This window comes from Pseudomonas sp. VS40 (assembly GCF_018587885.1).
In the GTDB taxonomy this organism is placed as follows: Bacteria; Pseudomonadota; Gammaproteobacteria; order Pseudomonadales; family Pseudomonadaceae; genus Aquipseudomonas; species Aquipseudomonas pergaminensis.
The window spans coordinates 332,350-350,767 of record NZ_JAGYWD010000003.1 but is presented as its reverse complement, the minus strand read 5'-3'; the positions used below and the strand labels follow the sequence as shown (position 1 = coordinate 350,767).

Sequence of the window (18,418 nt, the reverse complement as noted above, 5' to 3'; positions counted from 1 at the left end):
ATGCTGCTGCGTTTTACCAAGATGCACGGGCTGGGCAATGATTTCATGGTCCTCGACCTGGTCAGCCAGCACGCGCATATCCTGCCCAAACACGCCAAACAGTGGGGCGATCGCCACACCGGCATTGGTTTCGACCAGTTGCTGATCGTCGAGGCGCCGAGCAACCCGGAGGTGGATTTCCGTTATCGGATCTTCAACTCCGACGGTTCCGAAGTGGAACAGTGCGGCAACGGTGCGCGCTGCTTCGCACGCTTTGTGCTGGACAAGCGCCTGACCGCCAAGCGGCAGATCCGTGTCGAGACCAAGAGCGGCGTGATCGACCTGGACATCCGCAGCGACGGCCAGATCAGCGTCAACATGGGCGCGCCACGCCTGGTGCCGGCGGATATTCCATTCCAGGCCACCGAGCAGGCCGTCAGCTATGCGTTGGACGTTGACGGCAAGACCGTCGACATTGCTGCCGTGTCCATGGGCAACCCCCACGCGGTGCTGCGGGTCAACGACATCAACAACGCGCCCGTGCATGAATTGGGGCCGAAGATCGAACACCACCCGCGCTTTCCGGCTCGGGTCAACGTGGGCTTCCTGCAGGTGATCGACCGTTCCCGCGCGCAATTGCGTGTGTGGGAACGCGGCGCCGGCGAAACCCAGGCCTGCGGTACCGGTGCATGCGCCGCTGCCGTGGCCGCGATCAGCCAGGGGTGGATGGATTCGCCGCTGCTGATCGACCTGCCCGGTGGACGCTTGTCCATCGAGTGGGCAGGCCCTGGCCACCCGGTGATGATGACCGGGCCGGCCTCGCGCGTATACGAAGGACAGGTCCGTCTATGAGTGAGTCAAGCCAATGACCGATAAGCCTCAAGTACCCGCACAAGCAACCCCGAGCGACAGCCTGGAGGCCGCTACCGTCGCGGCGTACCTTGAGGCTAATCCGGACTTCTTCGTCGAACACGAAGAGTTGCTGCCGGCACTGCGCATCCCCCATCAACGCGGGGATACCGTGTCGCTGGTGGAGCGGCAGATGAAGATCCTGCGTGAGCGCAATATCGAAATGCGCCACAAGCTCTCGCACCTGATGGACGTCGCCCGCGACAACGACCGCCTGTTCGAGAAAACCCGCCGCCTGATCCTGACGCTGATGGACGCCACCAGCCTGGAAGAAACGGTGATCGCCGTCGAAGACAGCCTGCGCCAGGACTTCCAGGTGCCGTTCGTGAGCCTGATCCTGTTCAGCGACAACCCGATGCCGGTGGGTCGCTGGGTCAGCGGCAGCGACGCACAAACCGCCATCGGCGGCCTGTTGTCCGAAGGCAAGACCATCAGCGGCACCTTGCGTGAGCATGAGTTGGACTTTCTGTTTGGCGCCGAGCAACGCAAACAGATCGGCTCCACCGCCGTGGTCGCCCTCAGCCATCAAGGCCTGCACGGCGTATTGGCCATCGCCAGCCGCGATCCTCAGCACTACAAGAGCTCCGTGGGCACCTTGTTCCTGACCTACATCGCCGAAGTGCTGGGCCGCGTCTTGCCGCGCTTTACCACCGCCCTGCGCGCGGTGCGCTAGCCATGGAACGGCAACTGGACGCTTACTGCGCTCACCTGCGCAACGAGCGCCAGGTGTCGCCCCACACCCTGGAAGCCTATCGACGGGACCTGAAAAAGGTCCTGGCGTACTGCGAAAAACAACAGATCAGCAGCTGGAAGGCCCTGGATATCCAGAGCCTGCGCAGCCTGATCGCGCGCCTGCACCAGGCCGGCCAATCCTCGCGTAGCCTGTCGCGCCTGCTCTCGGCGGTGCGTGGGCTCTATCACTACCTGAACCGCGAAGGCCTGTGCGACCACGACCCGGCCAACGGCCTGTCGCCGCCCAAGGGTGAGCGGCGCCTGCCCAAGACCCTGGACACCGATCGCGCCTTGCAATTGCTGGATGGCGCCGTCGAGGAGGACTTCCTGGCTCATCGCGACCAGGCGATCCTGGAGCTGTTCTACTCATCGGGTTTGCGCCTGTCAGAACTGACCGGCCTGAACCTGGAGCACCTGGACCTGGCGGACGGCTTGGTGCAGGTGCTCGGCAAGGGCAGCAAGACCCGCGTCCTGCCGGTAGGCCGCAAAGCCCGGGACGCCCTGCAGTTGTGGCTGCCGCTGCGCCTGCTGACCAACCCGGCGGATGATGCCGTGTTTGTCAGCCAGCAAGGCCGGCGCCTGGGGCCGCGCGCGATCCAGTTGCGGGTCAAGGCCGCCGGCGAGCGCGAGCTGGGGCAGAACCTGCACCCACACATGCTGCGACACTCCTTTGCCAGCCACCTGCTGGAGTCGTCGCAGGACCTGCGCGCGGTTCAAGAGCTGCTCGGCCACTCCGACATCAAGACCACACAGATCTACACCCACCTGGATTTCCAACACCTGGCAACGGTCTACGACAGCGCCCATCCACGGGCCAAACGCATCAAGGGCGGCGACTCATGAGTATCAAGCTGATCACCTTCGACCTGGACGACACACTCTGGGACAACGTACCCGTCATCATCAGCGCCGAAGCGTCGATGCGCGAATGGCTGGCCACCCATGCGACCAAGGTCGGCGACCTGCCCCTCGAGCACTTCGCCAGCCTGCGCCAGCAGGTGCTGCAACGTCATCCCGAGCTCAAACACCGTATCAGCATCCTGCGCCACCGGGTGTTGATGCATGCGTTTGAAGAGGCGGGTTATCCGCAGCCCGAAGCCACGGAAATGGCGGATGTGTGCTTTGAAGCGTTCATCCATGCGCGCCACCAGCTCACGGTGTTCCCGGAAGCCGAGCCGATGCTGCAAGCCCTGCGCCAGCACTTTTTGCTGGGGGTGATCACCAATGGCAATGCCGACGTGCAGCGCGTGGGCCTGGCGGATTACTTTCATTTTGCCTTGCGCGCCGAAGATATCGGCATTGCCAAGCCGGATGCGCGATTGTTTCAGGAGGCGTTGCAGCGTGGTGGGGTGGATGCCAATGCGGCGGTGCATGTTGGCGATCACCCAGGGGATGACATTGCTGGGGCGCAGCAGGCGGGGCTTCGAGCGGTGTGGTTTAACCCGACGGGCAAGGCGTGGGATGCGGATAAGCGTCCGGATGCCGAGATTCGCAACCTGGCGGAGCTGCCAGAATTGCTCCGCAGCTGGAACTGACACCGAACCCAATGTGGGAGCTGGCTTGCCTGCGATAGCGGTCTATCAGGCACATTTTTACTGGCTGACACTGCGCCATCGCGGGCAAGCCAGCTCCCGCAGGGTATTGCGCCAGGCATGAAAAAGCCCGCAGCGACGGCGGGCTTTTCCTACAAGCGGATGACTGACCTTAGATAGGTCGGCTGCCGTACTTGTTGTCTGGCTTCTTCGGTGGGTCTGCCACCACGTTAGCCTCGACTTCCTGCACTTTGCCGCCTTTAGCGAGGAATTCTTCCATCGCACGGGCCAGGGCATCACGCTCTTTGTTCTTGGCTTCAACGCTCGGCAATTCGTCTACCGACACCGCTGCCTTGGCTTTGCCTTTGGCAGCCGGGACAGGTGCATCATCGCCACCGTCGTCGTCAGCAACGTCTTCCGCCGCCGCTTCAAGACCTTCTTCGGTGTCGTCTTCGTCACCTACTTCGAGTTCGTCGTTTTCCAGATCATCGTCGCTCATGTTCTACCTCATGACTTGCGAAAAGCAGATTAGTTATAGCCCAGCTTCACCCTCTGTCGATGGCTGCTGGAAAAAAATCAACATCCACTGGATAACCAGTGGCTTATGCCCCATCACCGTGCAAGGTGGCGAGGACTTTACGAGCACCGCCATGATCACGGTGCTCGCCCAGATAAACACCTTGCCAGGTCCCCATCGCCAAGCGGCCGGCCTTCACCGGCAAACTCAGCTGGCAGCCCAGGAGACTGGCCTTGAAGTGCGCCGGCAAGTCATCCGGACCTTCGTCGTTGTGTTCAAACCCTGCAAGGCCTTGGGGCACCAGCGAGTTGAAATAACGCTCGAAGTCACGGCGAACCGCCGGGTCGGCATTCTCGTTGACGGTCAACGAGGCCGAGGTGTGCTGCAGCCACAGATGCAACAAGCCCACGCGGCAGGCCTTCAATTCAGGCAAGCCGGCCAGCAACTCATCGGTTACCAGGTGAAAGCCCCGGGGCTTGGCCCGCAGGGTAATCAGGGTCTGTTGCCACATACAGTTCTCCGCCCATCGGCGCGCATTCTAGCGCGCTCTGGGAAAAAACAAAGTGCCGAATACGCCCACATGCCTGTAAGACATTGGCACGCAGAAAAGTGCCGTGTGCATCCCATCACAAACACTGGATAAAAACCGGTACAGCTCGTTATGACTGACAAACAACAGACAAAAAAATGCCCGGCAAGCCGGGCATCTTTTTTTCACACTATTACAAGTTGTAGCCGCGTTCGTTGTGTTGCGCCAGGTCGAGGCCGACAGCCTCTTCCTCTTCGGTAACCCGCAGGCCCATGACCATGTCCAGCACCTTGAGGATGATGTAGGTCACGATTGCGGTATAGATCACTGTGAAGCCAACACCTTTGGCCTGGATCCAGACCTGTGCCGCCACATCAGTCACGGTGCCGAAACCGCCCAGTGCAGGGGCTGCGAACACACCGGTGAGGATCGCACCGACGATACCGCCGATACCGTGCACGCCGAATGCGTCCAGGGAGTCGTCATAGCCCAGCTTGCGCTTGAGGCTGGTGGCGCAGAAGAAGCAGATCACACCGGCCACCAGGCCGATCACCAGGGCGCCCATCGGGCCCACGGTGCCAGCGGCTGGGGTGATGGCAACCAGGCCCGCCACCACACCCGAGGCAATGCCCAGTGCGCTTGGCTTACCGTGGGTGATCCACTCGGCGAACATCCAGCCCAGCGCCGCAGCAGCGGTAGCGATCTGGGTGACCAGCATCGCCATGCCGGCAGTGCCATTGGCCGCAGCAGCGGAACCGGCGTTGAAACCGAACCAGCCCACCCACAGCATGGCCGCGCCGATCAGGGTGTAACCCAGGTTATGCGGTGCCATCGGCGTGGTCGGGAAGCCTTTGCGCTTGCCGAGCACGATGCACGCCACCAGGCCAGCCACACCGGCGTTGATGTGCACCACGGTGCCGCCCGCGAAGTCCAGCACGCCCCAGTCCCACAGCAGGCCACCGTTACCACTCCAGACCATGTGCGCGATTGGCGCATAGACGAGGGTGAACCAGATAGCCATGAAGATCAGCATCGCGGAGAACTTCATACGCTCAGCGAACGCACCGACGATCAGCGCCGGGGTGATGATGGCGAAGGTCATCTGGAAGGTGATGAACACCGCTTCCGGGAACAACGCTGCAGGCCCGGTGATGCTGGCCGGGGTAACGCCCGCCAGGAACGCCTTGCCCATGCCGCCGAAGAAGGAGTTGAAGTTGACGACGCCCTGTTCCATACCGGTGGTATCGAACGCGATGCTGTAGCCGTAGATGACCCACAACACGCTGATCAGGCCAGTGATGGCGAAGCACTGCATCATCACCGAAAGAATGTTTTTGGAGCGCACCATGCCGCCGTAGAACAGCGCCAGGCCTGGGATGGTCATGAACAGCACCAGCGCGGTGGATGTGAGCATCCACGCGGTGTCGCCGGAATTGAGGACTGGAGCAGCCACTTCGTCTGCCGCCATGGCCAGGCTTGGCATTACGATGGACAACAGGGCTCCGAGCCCTGCGAATTTACGCAGAGTCATATTGTTTTCTCCTGGGGCGTTGGGGTTTGGCGGCTTAGATAGCGTCGGTATCGGTTTCGCCGGTACGGATGCGAATAGCCTGTTCCAGATTGACCACGAAGATCTTGCCGTCACCGATCTTGCCGGTGTTGGCTGCCTTGGTTATCGCCTCGATAACCCGGTCAAGATCCTTGTCGTCAATGGCGACATCAATCTTCACCTTTGGCAGGAAATCGACCACGTATTCCGCGCCGCGATACAGCTCGGTGTGACCCTTCTGCCGACCGAAGCCTTTGACCTCAGTAACGGTAATGCCCTGCACGCCGATCTCGGACAACGACTCGCGTACATCGTCCAACTTGAACGGCTTGATGATGGCAGTGACTAGCTTCATGAAAACTCTCTCCCGAATTGGTGGACTTGCCCCAGGAAAACAAACCCGTCTCAAGTCTAAGCGCAGTGCCTGGCTTTGTAACGCGTCGTCGCAAGAGCAGATGCCGTTGCGACGCCAGCGAACCACTGGTGACGAAACCTGTACCCCTGATCCGTCGGCGCACTGCATTCGTCACAGCGACTGCATCAGTGCATGGGTCATGATCGTCTAAGCAGAAACCTTGCCAGCTCCGTAAAAATCACTGAAATCAGTCCTTTGCCCACTTATGCCCACCTACTGGGCTTTTCGGCGGTGCCAATGCGCACAAAAACAGTGCGCCGCCGCCCGACCCCCTGCGCGAAAACCGTGCGCCAAGGACGTCAAAAAGACTATAGACGCTGCGTGATACACTGCCGGCCAACAGTTTTCCGGAATATTTCCCATGCTCGCGCCCAAAGACCTCCTCGACGCCCTGAGCGGCCACGCCTCTCGCCTGTTCAGCGGCGACACCCCCCTGCCCCGCAATGAAATCGAAAGCCAATTCAAGGCATTGCTGCAAAGCGGTTTCAGCAAACTCGACCTGGTGAGCCGGGAAGAATTCGACAGCCAGATGGTCGTGCTGGCCCGCACACGTGCACGCCTGGAAAGCCTGGAAGCAAAAGTCGCTGAGCTCGAAGCGCGGTTGAATCCACCGAGCGAATAACCGATATCAAGCGCTCTACGTGGGCCCTGCCGGCCCTCGACCGGCGCCTGCTGAAAATACAATTCAGCTTTTTGCTGGTGGTGCTTGGTGGCCGCTGCAACCAATTGGCCGTGGCCTGGTGGGCCTTGCAGCAAACCGGTTCAGCCCTCGCCTTCGCCAACATGATCGCCTGCTCCATCGCAGCGGAGGTACTGGCCCGCCCCCTGCTGGGGTGGCTGGGCGATAAGCACAACAAGATCCTGATCCTCAAACTCGCCTCTCTTACCAGCCTGCTGACCGCGCTGTTGATGGTGGTGCTCTCTGCCACGCAACTGTTCAACCCCTGGACCGTCGGCGCCCTGATGCTGGTCAGCAGTGCCGTCGCGGGCGTCCGCGACCCGCTGCAATCCTCGATTATTCCGTTGTTTGCGCGCGACGATCAGGTCTCACTGGCCGTGCGCACCAAAAGCATGCTCTCGTCCATTTCCAACCTGCTTGGGCCAATCATGGCCAGCGCGTTGATTTTCAGTTTCGGCACCACGCTGGCGTTTACCGTCGACTTCTTTGCGATGCTTGGCGCGGCAGCCTTGATTGCATCGGTCCCCCGCCACCTCGGTGCCAGCCCCCCGGATGAACAAGCCCCGACCGCCAACGGCTGGCGCATGATTTACTCGGGCTTCAAGGCGGTCTATGGCGTGAAGGTCGAGTTCTACCTGGCCCTGGTGGCGATGCTCGTCAACTTTGCGCTATTTCCATTCTTTACCATCCTGTTGCCGCTCTACGTCAAGACCGTTATCCACTATCCGGTCACCTACCTCGGCCTGCTGGATACTTGCTTTGGCCTGGGCATCCTGCTGGGCAGCTACAGGATCACCGGCTGGCTGACCGAACGAGTGCCCCGTGACTTCTGTGTCGCGCTGGGTTTTGCACTGTTGGGGGGCAACCTGTGGCTGGCCGGCACACTTTCATCAGTGGTCGTCGTGCCGCTGGCATTTTTCTGCGGTGGGGTGGGCCTGATGCTGATCAATATCCCGACCTCTGCCGTCAGGTTGCTGGCGACCCCCAAGTCGCATCGCAATCGGATCTTTGCCACCGTGTCGTTCCTGTCCGCTGCAGCCAGCCCGCTGGGTAGTTTTGCCATGAACGGCTTAATTGCTCATCTCGGCGTTGCACTGACCATCACGTCGCTGGGGGTGATGGTGCTGGGATTGTCACTGCTGGTGTTCCTGATCCCGGATTTCCGCACCTTCATGCGCGCCCCCGATACGCAGCTCAACGATGCCTACCTGGATAAATATCCCGACGCCTTTGCACGTTTGATACGTCCTGTAAAAGTCTGATCCGCCGCCCCGGCAATCCCTCGACTACCTTTGAAAAACCGCAGGAAGCGGCCTCTATTTTTCAAGGAATGTGCATGTCCCTCGCCATCGTCCACAGCCGCGCCCAGATCGGCGTCGAAGCGCCTGCCGTCACTGTCGAAGTGCACATGGCCAATGGTTTGCCGTCCCTGACGCTGGTGGGTTTGCCGGAAACGGCGGTCAAGGAGAGCAAGGACCGCGTGCGCAGCGCCATCCTCAACTCCGCGCTGCAATACCCCGCCCGTCGCATCACCCTCAACCTCGCGCCTGCCGACCTGCCCAAGGACGGCGGGCGCTTTGACTTGGCGATTGCCCTGGGGATTCTCGCGGCCAGCGTGCAGGTACCGGCGTTGATGCTCGACGATGTGGAGTGCCTCGGGGAGTTGGCGCTCTCAGGTGAAGTGCGCGCGGTGAAAGGCGTATTGCCAGCGGCACTGGCGGCACGCAAAGCCGGGCGCACCGTGATAGTGCCGCGGGCGAATGCGGAGGAAGCGTGCCTGGCGTCAGGGTTGAAGGTCATTGCGGTGGATCACTTGCTGCAGGTGGTGGCGCACCTGAATGGGCACCAGCCTATCGAGCCTTATAAATCCGATGGCTTGCTGTATCTGAACAAGCCATACCCGGACCTGAGTGAAGTCCAGGGCCAACTGTCGGCCAAGCGCGCGCTGCTGATAGCAGCGGCGGGCGCACACAATGTGCTGTTCAGCGGGCCCCCAGGAACGGGCAAGACGCTGCTCGCAAGCCGCCTACCGGGTTTGCTGCCGCCGCTGAGCGAGCAGGAAGCCTTGGAAGTCGCAGCAATTCAGTCGGTCGTCAGCCTGGCACCACTGAGCCATTGGCCGCACCGACCATTCCGCCAGCCACATCACTCGGCATCAGGCCCTGCATTGGTGGGCGGCGGGTCGAAACCGCAGCCAGGGGAAATTACCCTGGCTCATCACGGTGTGCTGTTCCTGGATGAATTGCCGGAGTTTGATCGCAAGGTGCTGGAGGTACTGTGTGAACCCCTGGAGTCAGGGCATATCGTGATTTCCCGCGCCCGTGACCGGGTGAGATTCCCGGCGCGCTTTCAACTGGTGGCCGCGATGAACCCCTGCCCTTGCGGCTATCTGGGCGAACCCAGCGGGCGCTGTCGTTGTACGCCGGAGCAGATCCAGCGGTATCGCAACAAGCTGTCCGGACCGCTGATGGACCGGATCGACCTGCACCTGACCGTCGCTCGGGAAACCACTGCACTAAACCCCACCCACCAGGCTGGCGATAACACTGCAAAGGCTTCGGCCGAGGTTGCCGAGGCCCGGGAGCGCCAGTTAAAGCGCCAGGGTTGTGCGAATGCTTTCCTGGATCTGCCTGGGCTTCGCCAGCACTGCACGCTGGCGAAGGTCGATGAAGGCTGGCTGGAGACTGCCTGCGAGCGGCTGACACTGTCGCTGCGCGCGGCCCACCGGCTGCTCAAGGTGGCGCGCACCCTGGCAGATCTGGAGCAAACGGACGCTATCGCTCGCCATCATCTGCAAGAGGCCCTGCAATATCGCCCGGCAGCAATCACCTGACAGCCCGACATTACAGGAGCCGGCTTGCCGGCGCCTACAAAGGGGGATCAGCGGAAGCGATCCACCTCATGGCGCAAGCCTGCCGCCAGGGTTTCCAGCTCCTTGGCGGTAATCGCCAGGTTCGACACCACTTCACGCTGCTCGCTGTTGGCCAGCGCAATGCTCTGCAGGTTGCTGCTGAGCAGCGTAGCGGTGCTGCTCTGCTCCTGAGTGGCGGTGGTGATCGCGGCGAACTGCTGGCCAGCCGAGCGGCTTTGCTCGTCGATACGCGCCAGGGCCGAGGCCACGTCGGCGTTGCGCGACAGCCCTTCCTGCATCAACACATTGCCGTGTTCCATGGTGCTGATCGCGTTGCCGGTTTCCTGCTGGATGCTCTGGATCATCCCGGAGATTTCGTCAGTGGCCTGTCGGGTGCGCGACGCCAGGTTGCGCACTTCGTCGGCGACCACGGCAAACCCGCGGCCTTGCTCACCCGCCCGTGCGGCTTCAATGGCGGCGTTGAGCGCCAGCAGGTTGGTCTGTTCGGCGATAGAAGTGATCACGCCGACGATCCCGCCGATCTCCTGGGAGCGCTGGCCGAGGGTGTTGATCACCGTGGCCGTGCTGTTCAACGCAGCGGCGATGTGCTCCAGCGACGAAGACGCCTCTTGCATCGAGGTACGACCGATACGGGTTTGCTGGGCGTTTTCCTGGGCCAGGCGCTCGGTGTTGCCCATGTTGTCGGCGATGTTCAGCGAGGTGGCGCTGAATTCTTCCACCGCGCCGGCCATGCTGGTGATCTCGCCGGACTGCTGCTCCATGCCTTCATAGGCGCCACCGGACAAACCGGACAACGCCTGGGCACGGCTGTTGACCTCTTCGGCCGCCTTGCGGATATGCGAGACCATGGTCGACAGCGCTTCACCCATCTGGTTGAAACTGCGCGCCAGCTGGCCGATTTCGTCATGGCTGGATACGTTGAGACGTGCGCTCAAATCACCGGCGCCCAGGGCCTCGGCCTGACGCACCAGGTCACTCAGGGGCTGCAACTTGCTGCGCAGCAGCCACACCGCCGCGCCGACCGCGAACAGCATCGCCAGCACACTGCCAATCACCAGGCGGATCCCCACAGCCCAGGTGACTTCGCGGATTTCCGCCTTCGGCATGCTCGCCACTACCGACCACGGTCCGCCTTCGAATGGCACCGCGACGCTGTAGAAGTCTTCGTTCTTGTCACTCCAGAAGCGGCCCTCACCCGGTTTTTTCGCCAGGTCGAGCACCACCGGAATCGACTGGTCCAGTGCCTGTACACCGGCCGGCGGTACCAGCCAGCGTTTCTGTTCATCCAGCAAGGCCAGGGAACCGGTGGAGCCGATACGGAAGCGCTTGAGGTTTTCGAACTGGGCGTTCTGCGCATCGGTGTAATCGAAGCCGACAAACAGCACCGCAATCACCTTGCCGGCCGCATCGCGCACCGGGGTGTATTGGGTCATGTAGGAACGTTCAAACAGCACCGCACGGCCAACGTAGCTCTGCCCGGCAAGCAGGCGCTGATACGCCGGATGCTGATGGTCCAGGGCGGTACCAATGGCACGACTGCCATCCTGCTTGGTCAGCGACGTACTGATGCGGATGAAGTCTTCGCCGCTGCGCACAAATACCGTGGCCACGCCGCCGGAGGTGTCCTTGAACTCATCGACCTCATCGAAATCGTTGTTCAGCAGGTCGCTGCCCAGGAACAGGCTCGGGGTCTGCACACCGGCCACGGTAATGGGCTGGTCCCCACGCACACTCAAGCCCGCGCCGAAGCGCTTTTCAAACAGCCCGCTCAACCGCTGGGTACTTTCGCGCAACGTGCTGTGGAAGGTATTGAGTTGGTCGGCGAGCAAGCGCGCCTCGCTGGCCAGGTGTTCCTCACGGGTGGCGAGGTTGGCGGAGTCGAGGGAACGCAAGGCAAACACGGTACTGCCGCTGATGACGACAGCCAGTATCACGGCGAGTGCGAGGCCTAGCTGTGAGGCTATCCGGGCGCGAGGTTGAGACATGAAGGCTCCTGGCCGAGGCCAGGATCATCCTGATCTCATAGCGCTGCTCGGCAAATTATCTGGTGGAAAACGTTGGTGCACGATGGTTCCAACACACCTACTTCGGCGGGCAGAGCCAATACTTGAGCGAATCACAGGGGTATCACGCAAACGATTGCACGAACGGTCTTGCACCACTCAATCGAATCGCTCGACCACAGGCAATTCCATGGCCTTGACTTCAGCCTGGAGAAACTCCGCCAAGCGCCGCAAACGCTCGCCGCCGGGGCGGGTTTTCGGCCACACCAGGTAATAATTTTCACCACTGGCGACGGCAGTGGGCCATGGCAGGCTCAACCGTCCCTGGGCCACGTCTTCGGCCACCATCAGTAAGTCGCCCATCGACACGCCATAGCCCCGCGCGGCGGCGATCATGCCCAGTTCGAGGGTATCGAACACCTGCCCGCCCTTGAGCGAGACCTGGGATGACAACCCCATGCGCTCCAGCCAATTGCGCCAATCGCGTCGGTCGGGCGTTGGGTGCAACAGCTCGGCAGTGGCCAAGCGTGCGGCGTCCCAGGGACCATCCGCCAACAGGTTGGGTGCGCCAACCGGAATCAGCAATTCCGGGAACAGGTAACTGGCCTCCCAGTCCGCGGGAAAATGTCCGTAGCTCAGCAGCACTGCACAGTCGAACGGCTCCTGGTTGAAATCCACCTCGTCCACGCTCATCCAGGCGCTGGTCAACTGCACTTCATTGCCAGGCTGTAGCGCCCGGAAGCGACTGAGTCGCGCCAGCAGCCAACGCATGGTCAGGGTCGACGGTGCCTTCATGCGCAGGATGTCGTCCTCGGCGTTCAGCGTATGGCAGGCCCGCTCCAGCGCGGCGAAACCTTCGCGCACGCCAGGCAACAGCAAGCGCGCGGCTTCAGTGAGCTGCAGAGTACGGCCACTGCGTTGAAACAGTCGACAGGCGAAATGCTCTTCCAGTGTGCGGATATGTCGGCTCACCGCACTCTGCGTAATGGACAGCTCCTCCGCCGCACGCGTGAAGGAGTTGTGCCGGGAAGCCGCCTCAAACGCACGGAGGGCATACAGCGGCGGTAGGCGACGTGGCATCTGGAAAACTCCTACAGGCAATACCCTAAGCTACCAGATTCATTAGGCATGAGTTTTAGTCATGCGAGCGATCGCATTTATCCCTTTGTGCAATGGGTTGGGAGCGCCGAGAATCAACCCTTCCCCACCCCTCCGACATTTCGAGTGTGATGATCATGCAGCATCCGGCACGTACCGAGCTCTGGGCCATTCTGCGGCTGTCGGGGCCGTTGATTGCCTCACAGCTGGCACACATGCTGATGGTGCTGACCGACACCCTGATGATGGCCCGCCTGAGCCCCGAAGCTCTGGCCGGTGGCGGCCTGGGCGCAGCGAGTTATTCGTTCGTGTCGATTTTTTGCATCGGCGTGATTGCCGCCGTGGGTACTCTCGTGGCCATTCGTCACGGCGCGGGCGATATCGAAGGCGCTACCCGCCTGACCCAGGCCGGGCTGTGGCTGGCATGGCTGATGGCGTTGGCTGCGGGCCTGCTGCTGTGGAACCTCAAGCCACTGCTGTTGATGTTTGGCCAGACCGAGACCAACGTGCACTCGGCGGGGCAATTCCTGACGATCCTGCCGTTCGCCTTGCCGGGCTTCCTGAGCTTCATGGCCTTGCGCGGCTTCACCAGCGCGATTGGCAAGGCCCAGCCGGTGATGGTGATCAGCCTCGGTGGTGCGGTGGCCAACTACCTGCTCAACCACGCGTTGATCGAAGGCATGTTCGGCCTGCCTAAACCGGGCCTGATGGGCATTGGGCTGGTCACCGCCATCGTCGCCAACGGCATGGCATTGACGTTGATGTGGTACATCCACCGCAACCGTACCTATGCGGCCTACCCGCTGAGCAGCGGCCTGCTGCGCCTCAATACGCAGTACCTGCGCGAGTTGTGGCGCCTGGGCCTGCCAATCGGCGGCACCTACGCAGTGGAAGTCGGGCTGTTTGCCTTTGCGGCGCTGTGCATGGGCACCATGGGCAGCACGCAGTTGGCGGCGCATCAGGTCGCGCTGCAGATCGTCTCGGTGGCGTTCATGGTGCCTGCGGGGATGTCCTACGCGGTGACCATGCGCATCGGCCAGCATTACGGCGCCGGGCAGTTACTGCAGGCGCGCCTGGCCGGGCGCGTGGGCATAGGCTTTGGCGCGGCGGTAATGCTGGGATTTGCCGTAGTACTGTGGCTGTTTTCCGACCCGCTGATCGGGCTGCTCATCGACCATAACGACCCGGCGTTCCACGACGTGATCGTCCTGGCCGTCAGCCTGCTGGCCGTGGCGGCGTGGTTCGAGTTGTTCGACGGCGTGCAAACCATCGCCATGGGCTGCATTCGCGGGCTCAAGGACGCCAAGACCACCTTCCTGATCGGGGCGGGCTGCTATTGGTTGATTGGGGCACCGTCGGCCTGGTTGATGGCCTTCACCCTCGGCTGGGGGCCAACCGGTGTGTGGTGGGGGTTGGCGCTGGGCCTGGCGTGCGCGGCGGTGAGCTTGACCTGGGCGTTCGAGGCGAAGATGAAGCGGATGATTCGGCGAGAGCCCGAAGTTCGCGCTGAATTCCAGGCAATGCAACCTGACTAGGGATTGTACAAGGTCAATGTGGGAGCGGGCTTGCTCGCGAATGCTAAGTGTCAGTCACCACATTTATTGACTGATCTACCGCATTCGCGAGCAAGCCCGCTCCCACAGTTGATTGGGTTTGCAGCTCAACCCAGCAGCGCCTGCTGGCTTTTCCCGAAAGTCAGGTACTCCACCAACTCCGGCAACGGCAGCGGCTTGCTGATCAGGTAACCCTGGGCCTGGTCGCAGCCAAACAACCTCAACAACGCCAACTGCTCCGGCGTTTCCACGCCTTCGGCGACCACTTCCAGGTTGAGGTTGTGCGCCAGATTGATCATGGCATGCACCAGCTTGCGGTTCTCTTCGCGCTCTTCCATGCCACCGACAAAGCTCTTGTCGATTTTCAGCAAGGCAATCGGCAGGCTGTTGAGGTGCACGAAGGATGAGAAGCCGGTACCAAAATCATCCAGGGAAAACCGCACGCCCAGGCGGCCGAGGGCGTCCATGGTCTGTTTGACCAGGTCACTGCGGCGCATCACGGCGGTTTCGGTCAGTTCGAACTCCAGCCATTGCGCCTCCACGCCACGCTCGGCAATCAGCCGGCTGAGGGTCGAGAGCAACTGGCTGTCCTGGAACTGGCGGAACGACAGGTTGACCGCCATGTGCAGCGGCGGCAGGCCGCGTTCGCGCAGGTCTTGCATGTCACGCAGGGCCCGGGAGATCACCCAGTAGCCCAACGGCACGATCAGGCCGCTTTGCTCGGCCAGGGGCACGAATTCACTCGGCGGTAACAGGCCACGCTCGCCATGGCGCCAGCGCACCAGGGCCTCCAGGCCGACGATATGCCCGTCGTCCAGGTCCAGGCGCGGCTGGTAGTGCAGCTCCAGTTCATCACGCCGCAAAGCGCGGCGCAGTTCGCTTTCCAGGTCGGCCAGGCTGCGCGCGTTGCGATTGATACGTTCGTTGAAGATATGGAAGGTGCAGCCCTGGGTGCTCTTGGCCTGCTGCATGGCGATATGCGCGTGCCACATCAGCGGGTCGGCACCGGCGCGGGCACGGGCATGCGCCACGCCCAGGCTGCAACCGATCAGTAGGCTTTCGCCATCCACCCAATAAGGTTCGGCCATGACTTCGGTGATGCGCTCGGCCATCCATTCGGCACGCTGGGGCGCGCGGCGGGTGTCGATGAGCAGGGCGAATTCGTCGCTGCCCAGGCGCGCCAGTTGGTCCCCAACCTCGAGCTGGCTCTTGAGCCGCGAGACCACTTGCAGGATCAACCGGTCGCCGGCCTGGTGGCCGAGGGCGTCGTTGGCGTGGCGGAAGTTATCAAGGTCCAGGTGCCCGAGGGCCAGGCCACGGCCTTCGTTCTCGGCCAGGCGCGCGGTCAACAGGGTCTGGAAGCCCTGGCGGTTGGCGATACCGGTGAGCGGGTCTTGTTCGGCCAGGCGTTGCAGGGTGTTTTCCAGCACGCCACGCTCGCGGACGTGGCGCAGGCAGCGGCGCACTGTATCGGCATCCAATACATCACGCACCAGCCAATCGCTGACGCCCAGCGGCGAAACCAGCGGTTCCTGCTCCAGCAGCAAGACGCACGGCAGGCTGCATCGCCCAGGGCCGGGTTGCAGGCTGGGCGTGGTGAGCAGCACGGCGCTTTGGTCGTCATCGAACAGACGGCTCACGGAATCCCAGTTTGGCGCGCTGATCAGCACAGCCCCATCGCCCATCGGCGCCAGGCACTCGCGCAATAACGCTGCCCACGCGGGCTCATCGGCCAGCAGCAGCAAACGCAAGGGTTCGACAGGCGTAGACAAGCTAGCTCCCTAGACTCTGCAAAAAATCGTGGCGGCGGGCATTATGACGTGCGGCCTGAGAATCACCAATGATAGGGGTTATCAAACACGCGAACTGTAAACAATAGTCTCAAACAACCCCGACATCCTGCGGCAAAGTATCAAAACCGGCAAATTTAGATCGAGTGGTACGTCACACTGTCGTTCTGACAGGGCAGAATCCTGCCAGCCTGTTAAAATGCCCGCCCTTTTGAATAACGACTCCCTGAATTCCTTATGTCCCGACTCAATCCCCGGCAGCAAGAAGCCGTGAACTACGTCGGCGGCCCTCTATTGGTGCTCGCCGGTGCAGGCTCCGGCAAGACCAGCGTGATCACCCGCAAGATCGCGCACCTGATCCAGCAGTGCGGCATCCGCGCCCAATACATTGTTGCCATGACGTTTACCAACAAGGCGGCGCGGGAAATGAAAGAGCGCGTCGGCACCCTGCTCAAGGGTGGCGAAGGCCGTGGCCTCACCGTGTGCACCTTCCACAACCTGGGGCTGAACATCATCCGCAAGGAGCATGCGCGGTTAGGCTACAAGCCGGGCTTCTCGATCTTCGACGAGACCGACGTGAAGTCGCTGATGACCGACATCATGCAAAAGGAATACGCAGGCGACGACGGCGTGGATGAGATCAAGAACATGATCGGCGCCTGGAAAAACGACCTGATCCTGCCCGCCCAGGCCCTGGAAAACGCACGCAACCCCAAGGAACAGACCGCCGCCATCGTCTACACCCACTACCAGCGCACGCTCAAGGCGTTCAACGCGGTGGACTTCGACGACCTGATCCTGCTGCCGGTGAAATTGTTCGAGGAACACGCCGACATCCTCGAAAAATGGCAGAACAAGGTGCGCTACCTGCTGGTGGACGAATACCAGGACACCAACGCCAGCCAATACCTGCTGGTGAAGATGCTGATCGGCAAGCGCAACCAGTTCACCGTAGTAGGCGACGACGACCAATCGATCTACGCCTGGCGCGGCGCCCGCCCGGAAAACCTGATGCTGCTCAAGGACGACTACCCGTCCCTGAAAGTGGTGATGCTGGAGCAGAACTACCGCTCCACCAGCCGCATCCTGCGCTGCGCGAACGTGCTGATCTCGAACAACCCCCACGAGTTTGAAAAACAGCTGTGGAGCGAGATGGGCCATGGCGATGAAATCCGTGTGATCCGCTGCCGCAACGAAGACGCCGAAGCCGAGCGCGTGGCCGTGGAAATCCTCAGCCTGCACTTGCGCACCGACCGGCCCTACAGCGACTTCGCGATCCTGTACCGCGGCAACTACCAGGCCAAGCTGATCGAGCTGAAGTTGCAGCACCACCAGGTGCCGTATCGCCTCTCGGGCGGCAACAGCTTTTTCGGACGCCAGGAAGTCAAGGACCTGATGGCCTACTTCCGGCTGATCGTGAACCCGGACGACGACAACGCCTTCCTGCGCGTGATCAACGTGCCGCGCCGCGAAATCGGCTCGACCACCCTGGAAAAGCTCGGCAACTACGCCACTGAACGCAAGATCTCGATGTACGCCGCCACCGACGAAATCGGCCTGGGCGAACATTTGGATTCGCGCTTCACCGATCGCCTGTCGCGCTTCAAGCGCTTCATGGACAAGGTGCGCGAGCAGTGCGCCGGCGAAGACCCGATCAGTGCGCTGCGCAGCATGGTCATGGACATCGACTACGAAAACTGGCTGCGCACCAACAGTTCCAGCGACAAGGCCGCGGATTACCGCATGAGCAACGTCTGGTTCCTGATCGAAGCGCTGAAGAACACCCTGGAAAAAGACGAAGACGGCGAAATGACCGTCGAAGACGCCATCGGCAAGCTGGTGCTGCGCGACATGCTCGAGCGCCAGCAGGAAGAGGAAGACGGCGCCGAAGGCGTGCAGATGATGACCTTGCATGCGTCCAAGGGTCTGGAATTCCCCTACGTGTTCATCATGGGCATGGAAGAGGAAATCCTCCCGCACCGCTCCAGCATTGAAGCCGACACTATCGAAGAAGAACGCCGCCTGGCCTACGTGGGCATTACCCGCGCGCGTCAGACCCTGGCCTTCACCTTTGCCGCCAAGCGCAAGCAATACGGCGAAATCATCGATTGTGCCCCCAGCCGGTTCCTGGATGAACTGCCGCCGGATGACCTGGCCTGGGAAGGCAATGACGACACCCCGACCGAGGTGAAGGCCGTTCGCGGCAACACCGCCTTGGCGGATATACGCGCGATGTTAAAGCGCTAGAATCGACTACTTTT

The 18,418-nt window shown here is 61.6% G+C and carries 16 protein-coding genes; 9 read left to right on the top strand and 7 right to left on the bottom strand.

Translation table 11 applies throughout. The features are described 5' to 3' along the window. From dapF to KHP07_RS10690, 4 genes are read left to right on the top strand one after another with little or no spacing between them, the layout of a single operon-like run. Positions 1–831, top strand: coding sequence for a diaminopimelate epimerase (gene dapF / locus KHP07_RS10705; RefSeq protein WP_099493201.1), 831 nt, complete (start codon positions 1–3; stop codon positions 829–831). 13 nt (positions 832–844) lie between these two features. Continuing rightward, on the top strand, positions 845–1,561 hold the full coding sequence (locus KHP07_RS10700) for a DUF484 family protein (protein ID WP_099493202.1): 717 nt from the start codon (positions 845–847) through the stop codon (positions 1,559–1,561). A 2-nt stretch (positions 1,562–1,563) separates the two neighbouring features. Continuing rightward, entirely contained in the window at positions 1,564–2,463 is a 900-nt protein-coding gene (gene xerC / locus KHP07_RS10695; protein ID WP_214497172.1) for a tyrosine recombinase XerC, read from the top strand. Beyond that, entirely contained in the window at positions 2,460–3,155 is a 696-nt protein-coding gene (locus KHP07_RS10690; RefSeq protein WP_099493203.1) for an HAD family hydrolase, read from the top strand. The genes xerC and KHP07_RS10690 overlap by 4 nt, the downstream gene beginning before the upstream one ends. 169 nt (positions 3,156–3,324) lie before the next feature. On the opposite strand, the gene sutA is transcribed toward KHP07_RS10690, so the two are convergent. The 4 genes from sutA to glnK form a co-directional block, all read right to left on the bottom strand. Continuing rightward, on the bottom strand, positions 3,325–3,651 hold the full coding sequence (gene sutA / locus KHP07_RS10685) for a dormancy-specific transcriptional regulator SutA (RefSeq protein WP_015886504.1): 327 nt from the start codon (positions 3,649–3,651) through the stop codon (positions 3,325–3,327). Positions 3,652–3,754: 103 nt separating this feature from the next. Beyond that, complete coding sequence (locus KHP07_RS10680) at positions 3,755–4,180, bottom strand: secondary thiamine-phosphate synthase enzyme YjbQ (protein ID WP_010567185.1); 426 nt, start codon at positions 4,178–4,180, stop codon at positions 3,755–3,757. 211 nt (positions 4,181–4,391) lie between these two features. Beyond that, the gene (locus KHP07_RS10675; RefSeq protein ID WP_078050692.1) at positions 4,392–5,729 is read right to left on the bottom strand and encodes an ammonium transporter; all 1,338 of its coding nucleotides are present in this window, start codon (positions 5,727–5,729) and stop codon (positions 4,392–4,394) included. A gap of 34 nt (positions 5,730–5,763) precedes the next feature. Then, positions 5,764–6,102, bottom strand: coding sequence for a P-II family nitrogen regulator (gene glnK, locus KHP07_RS10670; protein ID WP_002555808.1), 339 nt, complete (start codon positions 6,100–6,102; stop codon positions 5,764–5,766). 421 nt (positions 6,103–6,523) lie between these two features. On the opposite strand from glnK, the gene KHP07_RS10665 reads away from it, so the two are divergent. The 3 genes from KHP07_RS10665 (at position 6,524) to KHP07_RS10655 (ending at position 9,674) form a co-directional block, all read left to right on the top strand. Then, positions 6,524–6,784 carry an accessory factor UbiK family protein gene (locus KHP07_RS10665; RefSeq protein WP_078050693.1) on the top strand — a complete coding sequence of 87 codons (261 nt, stop codon included), beginning with the start codon at positions 6,524–6,526 and terminating at the stop codon, positions 6,782–6,784. A 77-nt stretch (positions 6,785–6,861) separates the two neighbouring features. After that, positions 6,862–8,103: an MFS transporter gene (locus KHP07_RS10660; protein WP_352152401.1), complete on the top strand. Its 1,242-nt coding sequence runs from the start codon at positions 6,862–6,864 to the stop codon at positions 8,101–8,103. Positions 8,104–8,177: 74 nt separating this feature from the next. Continuing rightward, positions 8,178–9,674, top strand: a complete 1,497-nt coding sequence (locus KHP07_RS10655; protein ID WP_214497171.1) for a YifB family Mg chelatase-like AAA ATPase — start codon at positions 8,178–8,180, stop codon at positions 9,672–9,674. Between the two features lie 47 nt (positions 9,675–9,721). On the opposite strand, the gene KHP07_RS10650 is transcribed toward KHP07_RS10655, so the two are convergent. Further along, positions 9,722–11,698 carry a methyl-accepting chemotaxis protein gene (locus KHP07_RS10650; RefSeq protein ID WP_099493206.1) on the bottom strand — a complete coding sequence of 659 codons (1,977 nt, stop codon included), beginning with the start codon at positions 11,696–11,698 and terminating at the stop codon, positions 9,722–9,724. A 177-nt stretch (positions 11,699–11,875) separates the two neighbouring features. Next, on the bottom strand, positions 11,876–12,796 hold the full coding sequence (locus KHP07_RS10645) for a LysR substrate-binding domain-containing protein (protein WP_078050717.1): 921 nt from the start codon (positions 12,794–12,796) through the stop codon (positions 11,876–11,878). A gap of 149 nt (positions 12,797–12,945) precedes the next feature. Between KHP07_RS10645 and KHP07_RS10640 the strand changes: the two genes are divergently transcribed. Then, entirely contained in the window at positions 12,946–14,349 is a 1,404-nt protein-coding gene (locus KHP07_RS10640) for a NorM family multidrug efflux MATE transporter (RefSeq protein ID WP_214497170.1), read from the top strand. Between the two features lie 125 nt (positions 14,350–14,474). Here the strand turns inward: KHP07_RS10640 and KHP07_RS10635 are convergent, their stop codons facing one another. Then, on the bottom strand, positions 14,475–16,139 hold the full coding sequence (locus KHP07_RS10635; protein ID WP_078050719.1) for a putative bifunctional diguanylate cyclase/phosphodiesterase: 1,665 nt from the start codon (positions 16,137–16,139) through the stop codon (positions 14,475–14,477). Positions 16,140–16,394: 255 nt separating this feature from the next. Between KHP07_RS10635 and rep the strand changes: the two genes are divergently transcribed. Next, entirely contained in the window at positions 16,395–18,404 is a 2,010-nt protein-coding gene (gene rep, locus KHP07_RS10630) for a DNA helicase Rep (protein ID WP_099493208.1), read from the top strand. The last annotated feature ends 14 nt before the right edge of the window (positions 18,405–18,418 follow it).

What these genes read in the sequence shown, in the direction of transcription:
- dapF (WP_099493201.1), top strand. Translation starts at nt 1, where the DNA reads ATGCTGCTGCGTTTTACCAAGATGCACGGGCTGGGCAATGATTTCATG.
- KHP07_RS10700 (WP_099493202.1), top strand. Translation starts at nt 845, where the DNA reads ATGACCGATAAGCCTCAAGTACCCGCACAAGCAACCCCGAGCGACAGC.
- xerC (WP_214497172.1), top strand. Translation starts at nt 1,564, where the DNA reads ATGGAACGGCAACTGGACGCTTACTGCGCTCACCTGCGCAACGAGCGC.
- KHP07_RS10690 (WP_099493203.1), top strand. Translation starts at nt 2,460, where the DNA reads ATGAGTATCAAGCTGATCACCTTCGACCTGGACGACACACTCTGGGAC.
- sutA (WP_015886504.1), bottom strand. Translation starts at nt 3,651, where the DNA reads ATGAGCGACGATGATCTGGAAAACGACGAACTCGAAGTAGGTGACGAA.
- KHP07_RS10680 (WP_010567185.1), bottom strand. Translation starts at nt 4,180, where the DNA reads ATGTGGCAACAGACCCTGATTACCCTGCGGGCCAAGCCCCGGGGCTTT.
- KHP07_RS10675 (WP_078050692.1), bottom strand. Translation starts at nt 5,729, where the DNA reads ATGACTCTGCGTAAATTCGCAGGGCTCGGAGCCCTGTTGTCCATCGTA.
- glnK (WP_002555808.1), bottom strand. Translation starts at nt 6,102, where the DNA reads ATGAAGCTAGTCACTGCCATCATCAAGCCGTTCAAGTTGGACGATGTA.
- KHP07_RS10665 (WP_078050693.1), top strand. Translation starts at nt 6,524, where the DNA reads ATGCTCGCGCCCAAAGACCTCCTCGACGCCCTGAGCGGCCACGCCTCT.
- KHP07_RS10655 (WP_214497171.1), top strand. Translation starts at nt 8,178, where the DNA reads ATGTCCCTCGCCATCGTCCACAGCCGCGCCCAGATCGGCGTCGAAGCG.
- KHP07_RS10650 (WP_099493206.1), bottom strand. Translation starts at nt 11,698, where the DNA reads ATGTCTCAACCTCGCGCCCGGATAGCCTCACAGCTAGGCCTCGCACTC.
- KHP07_RS10645 (WP_078050717.1), bottom strand. Translation starts at nt 12,796, where the DNA reads ATGCCACGTCGCCTACCGCCGCTGTATGCCCTCCGTGCGTTTGAGGCG.
- KHP07_RS10640 (WP_214497170.1), top strand. Translation starts at nt 12,946, where the DNA reads ATGATCATGCAGCATCCGGCACGTACCGAGCTCTGGGCCATTCTGCGG.
- rep (WP_099493208.1), top strand. Translation starts at nt 16,395, where the DNA reads ATGTCCCGACTCAATCCCCGGCAGCAAGAAGCCGTGAACTACGTCGGC.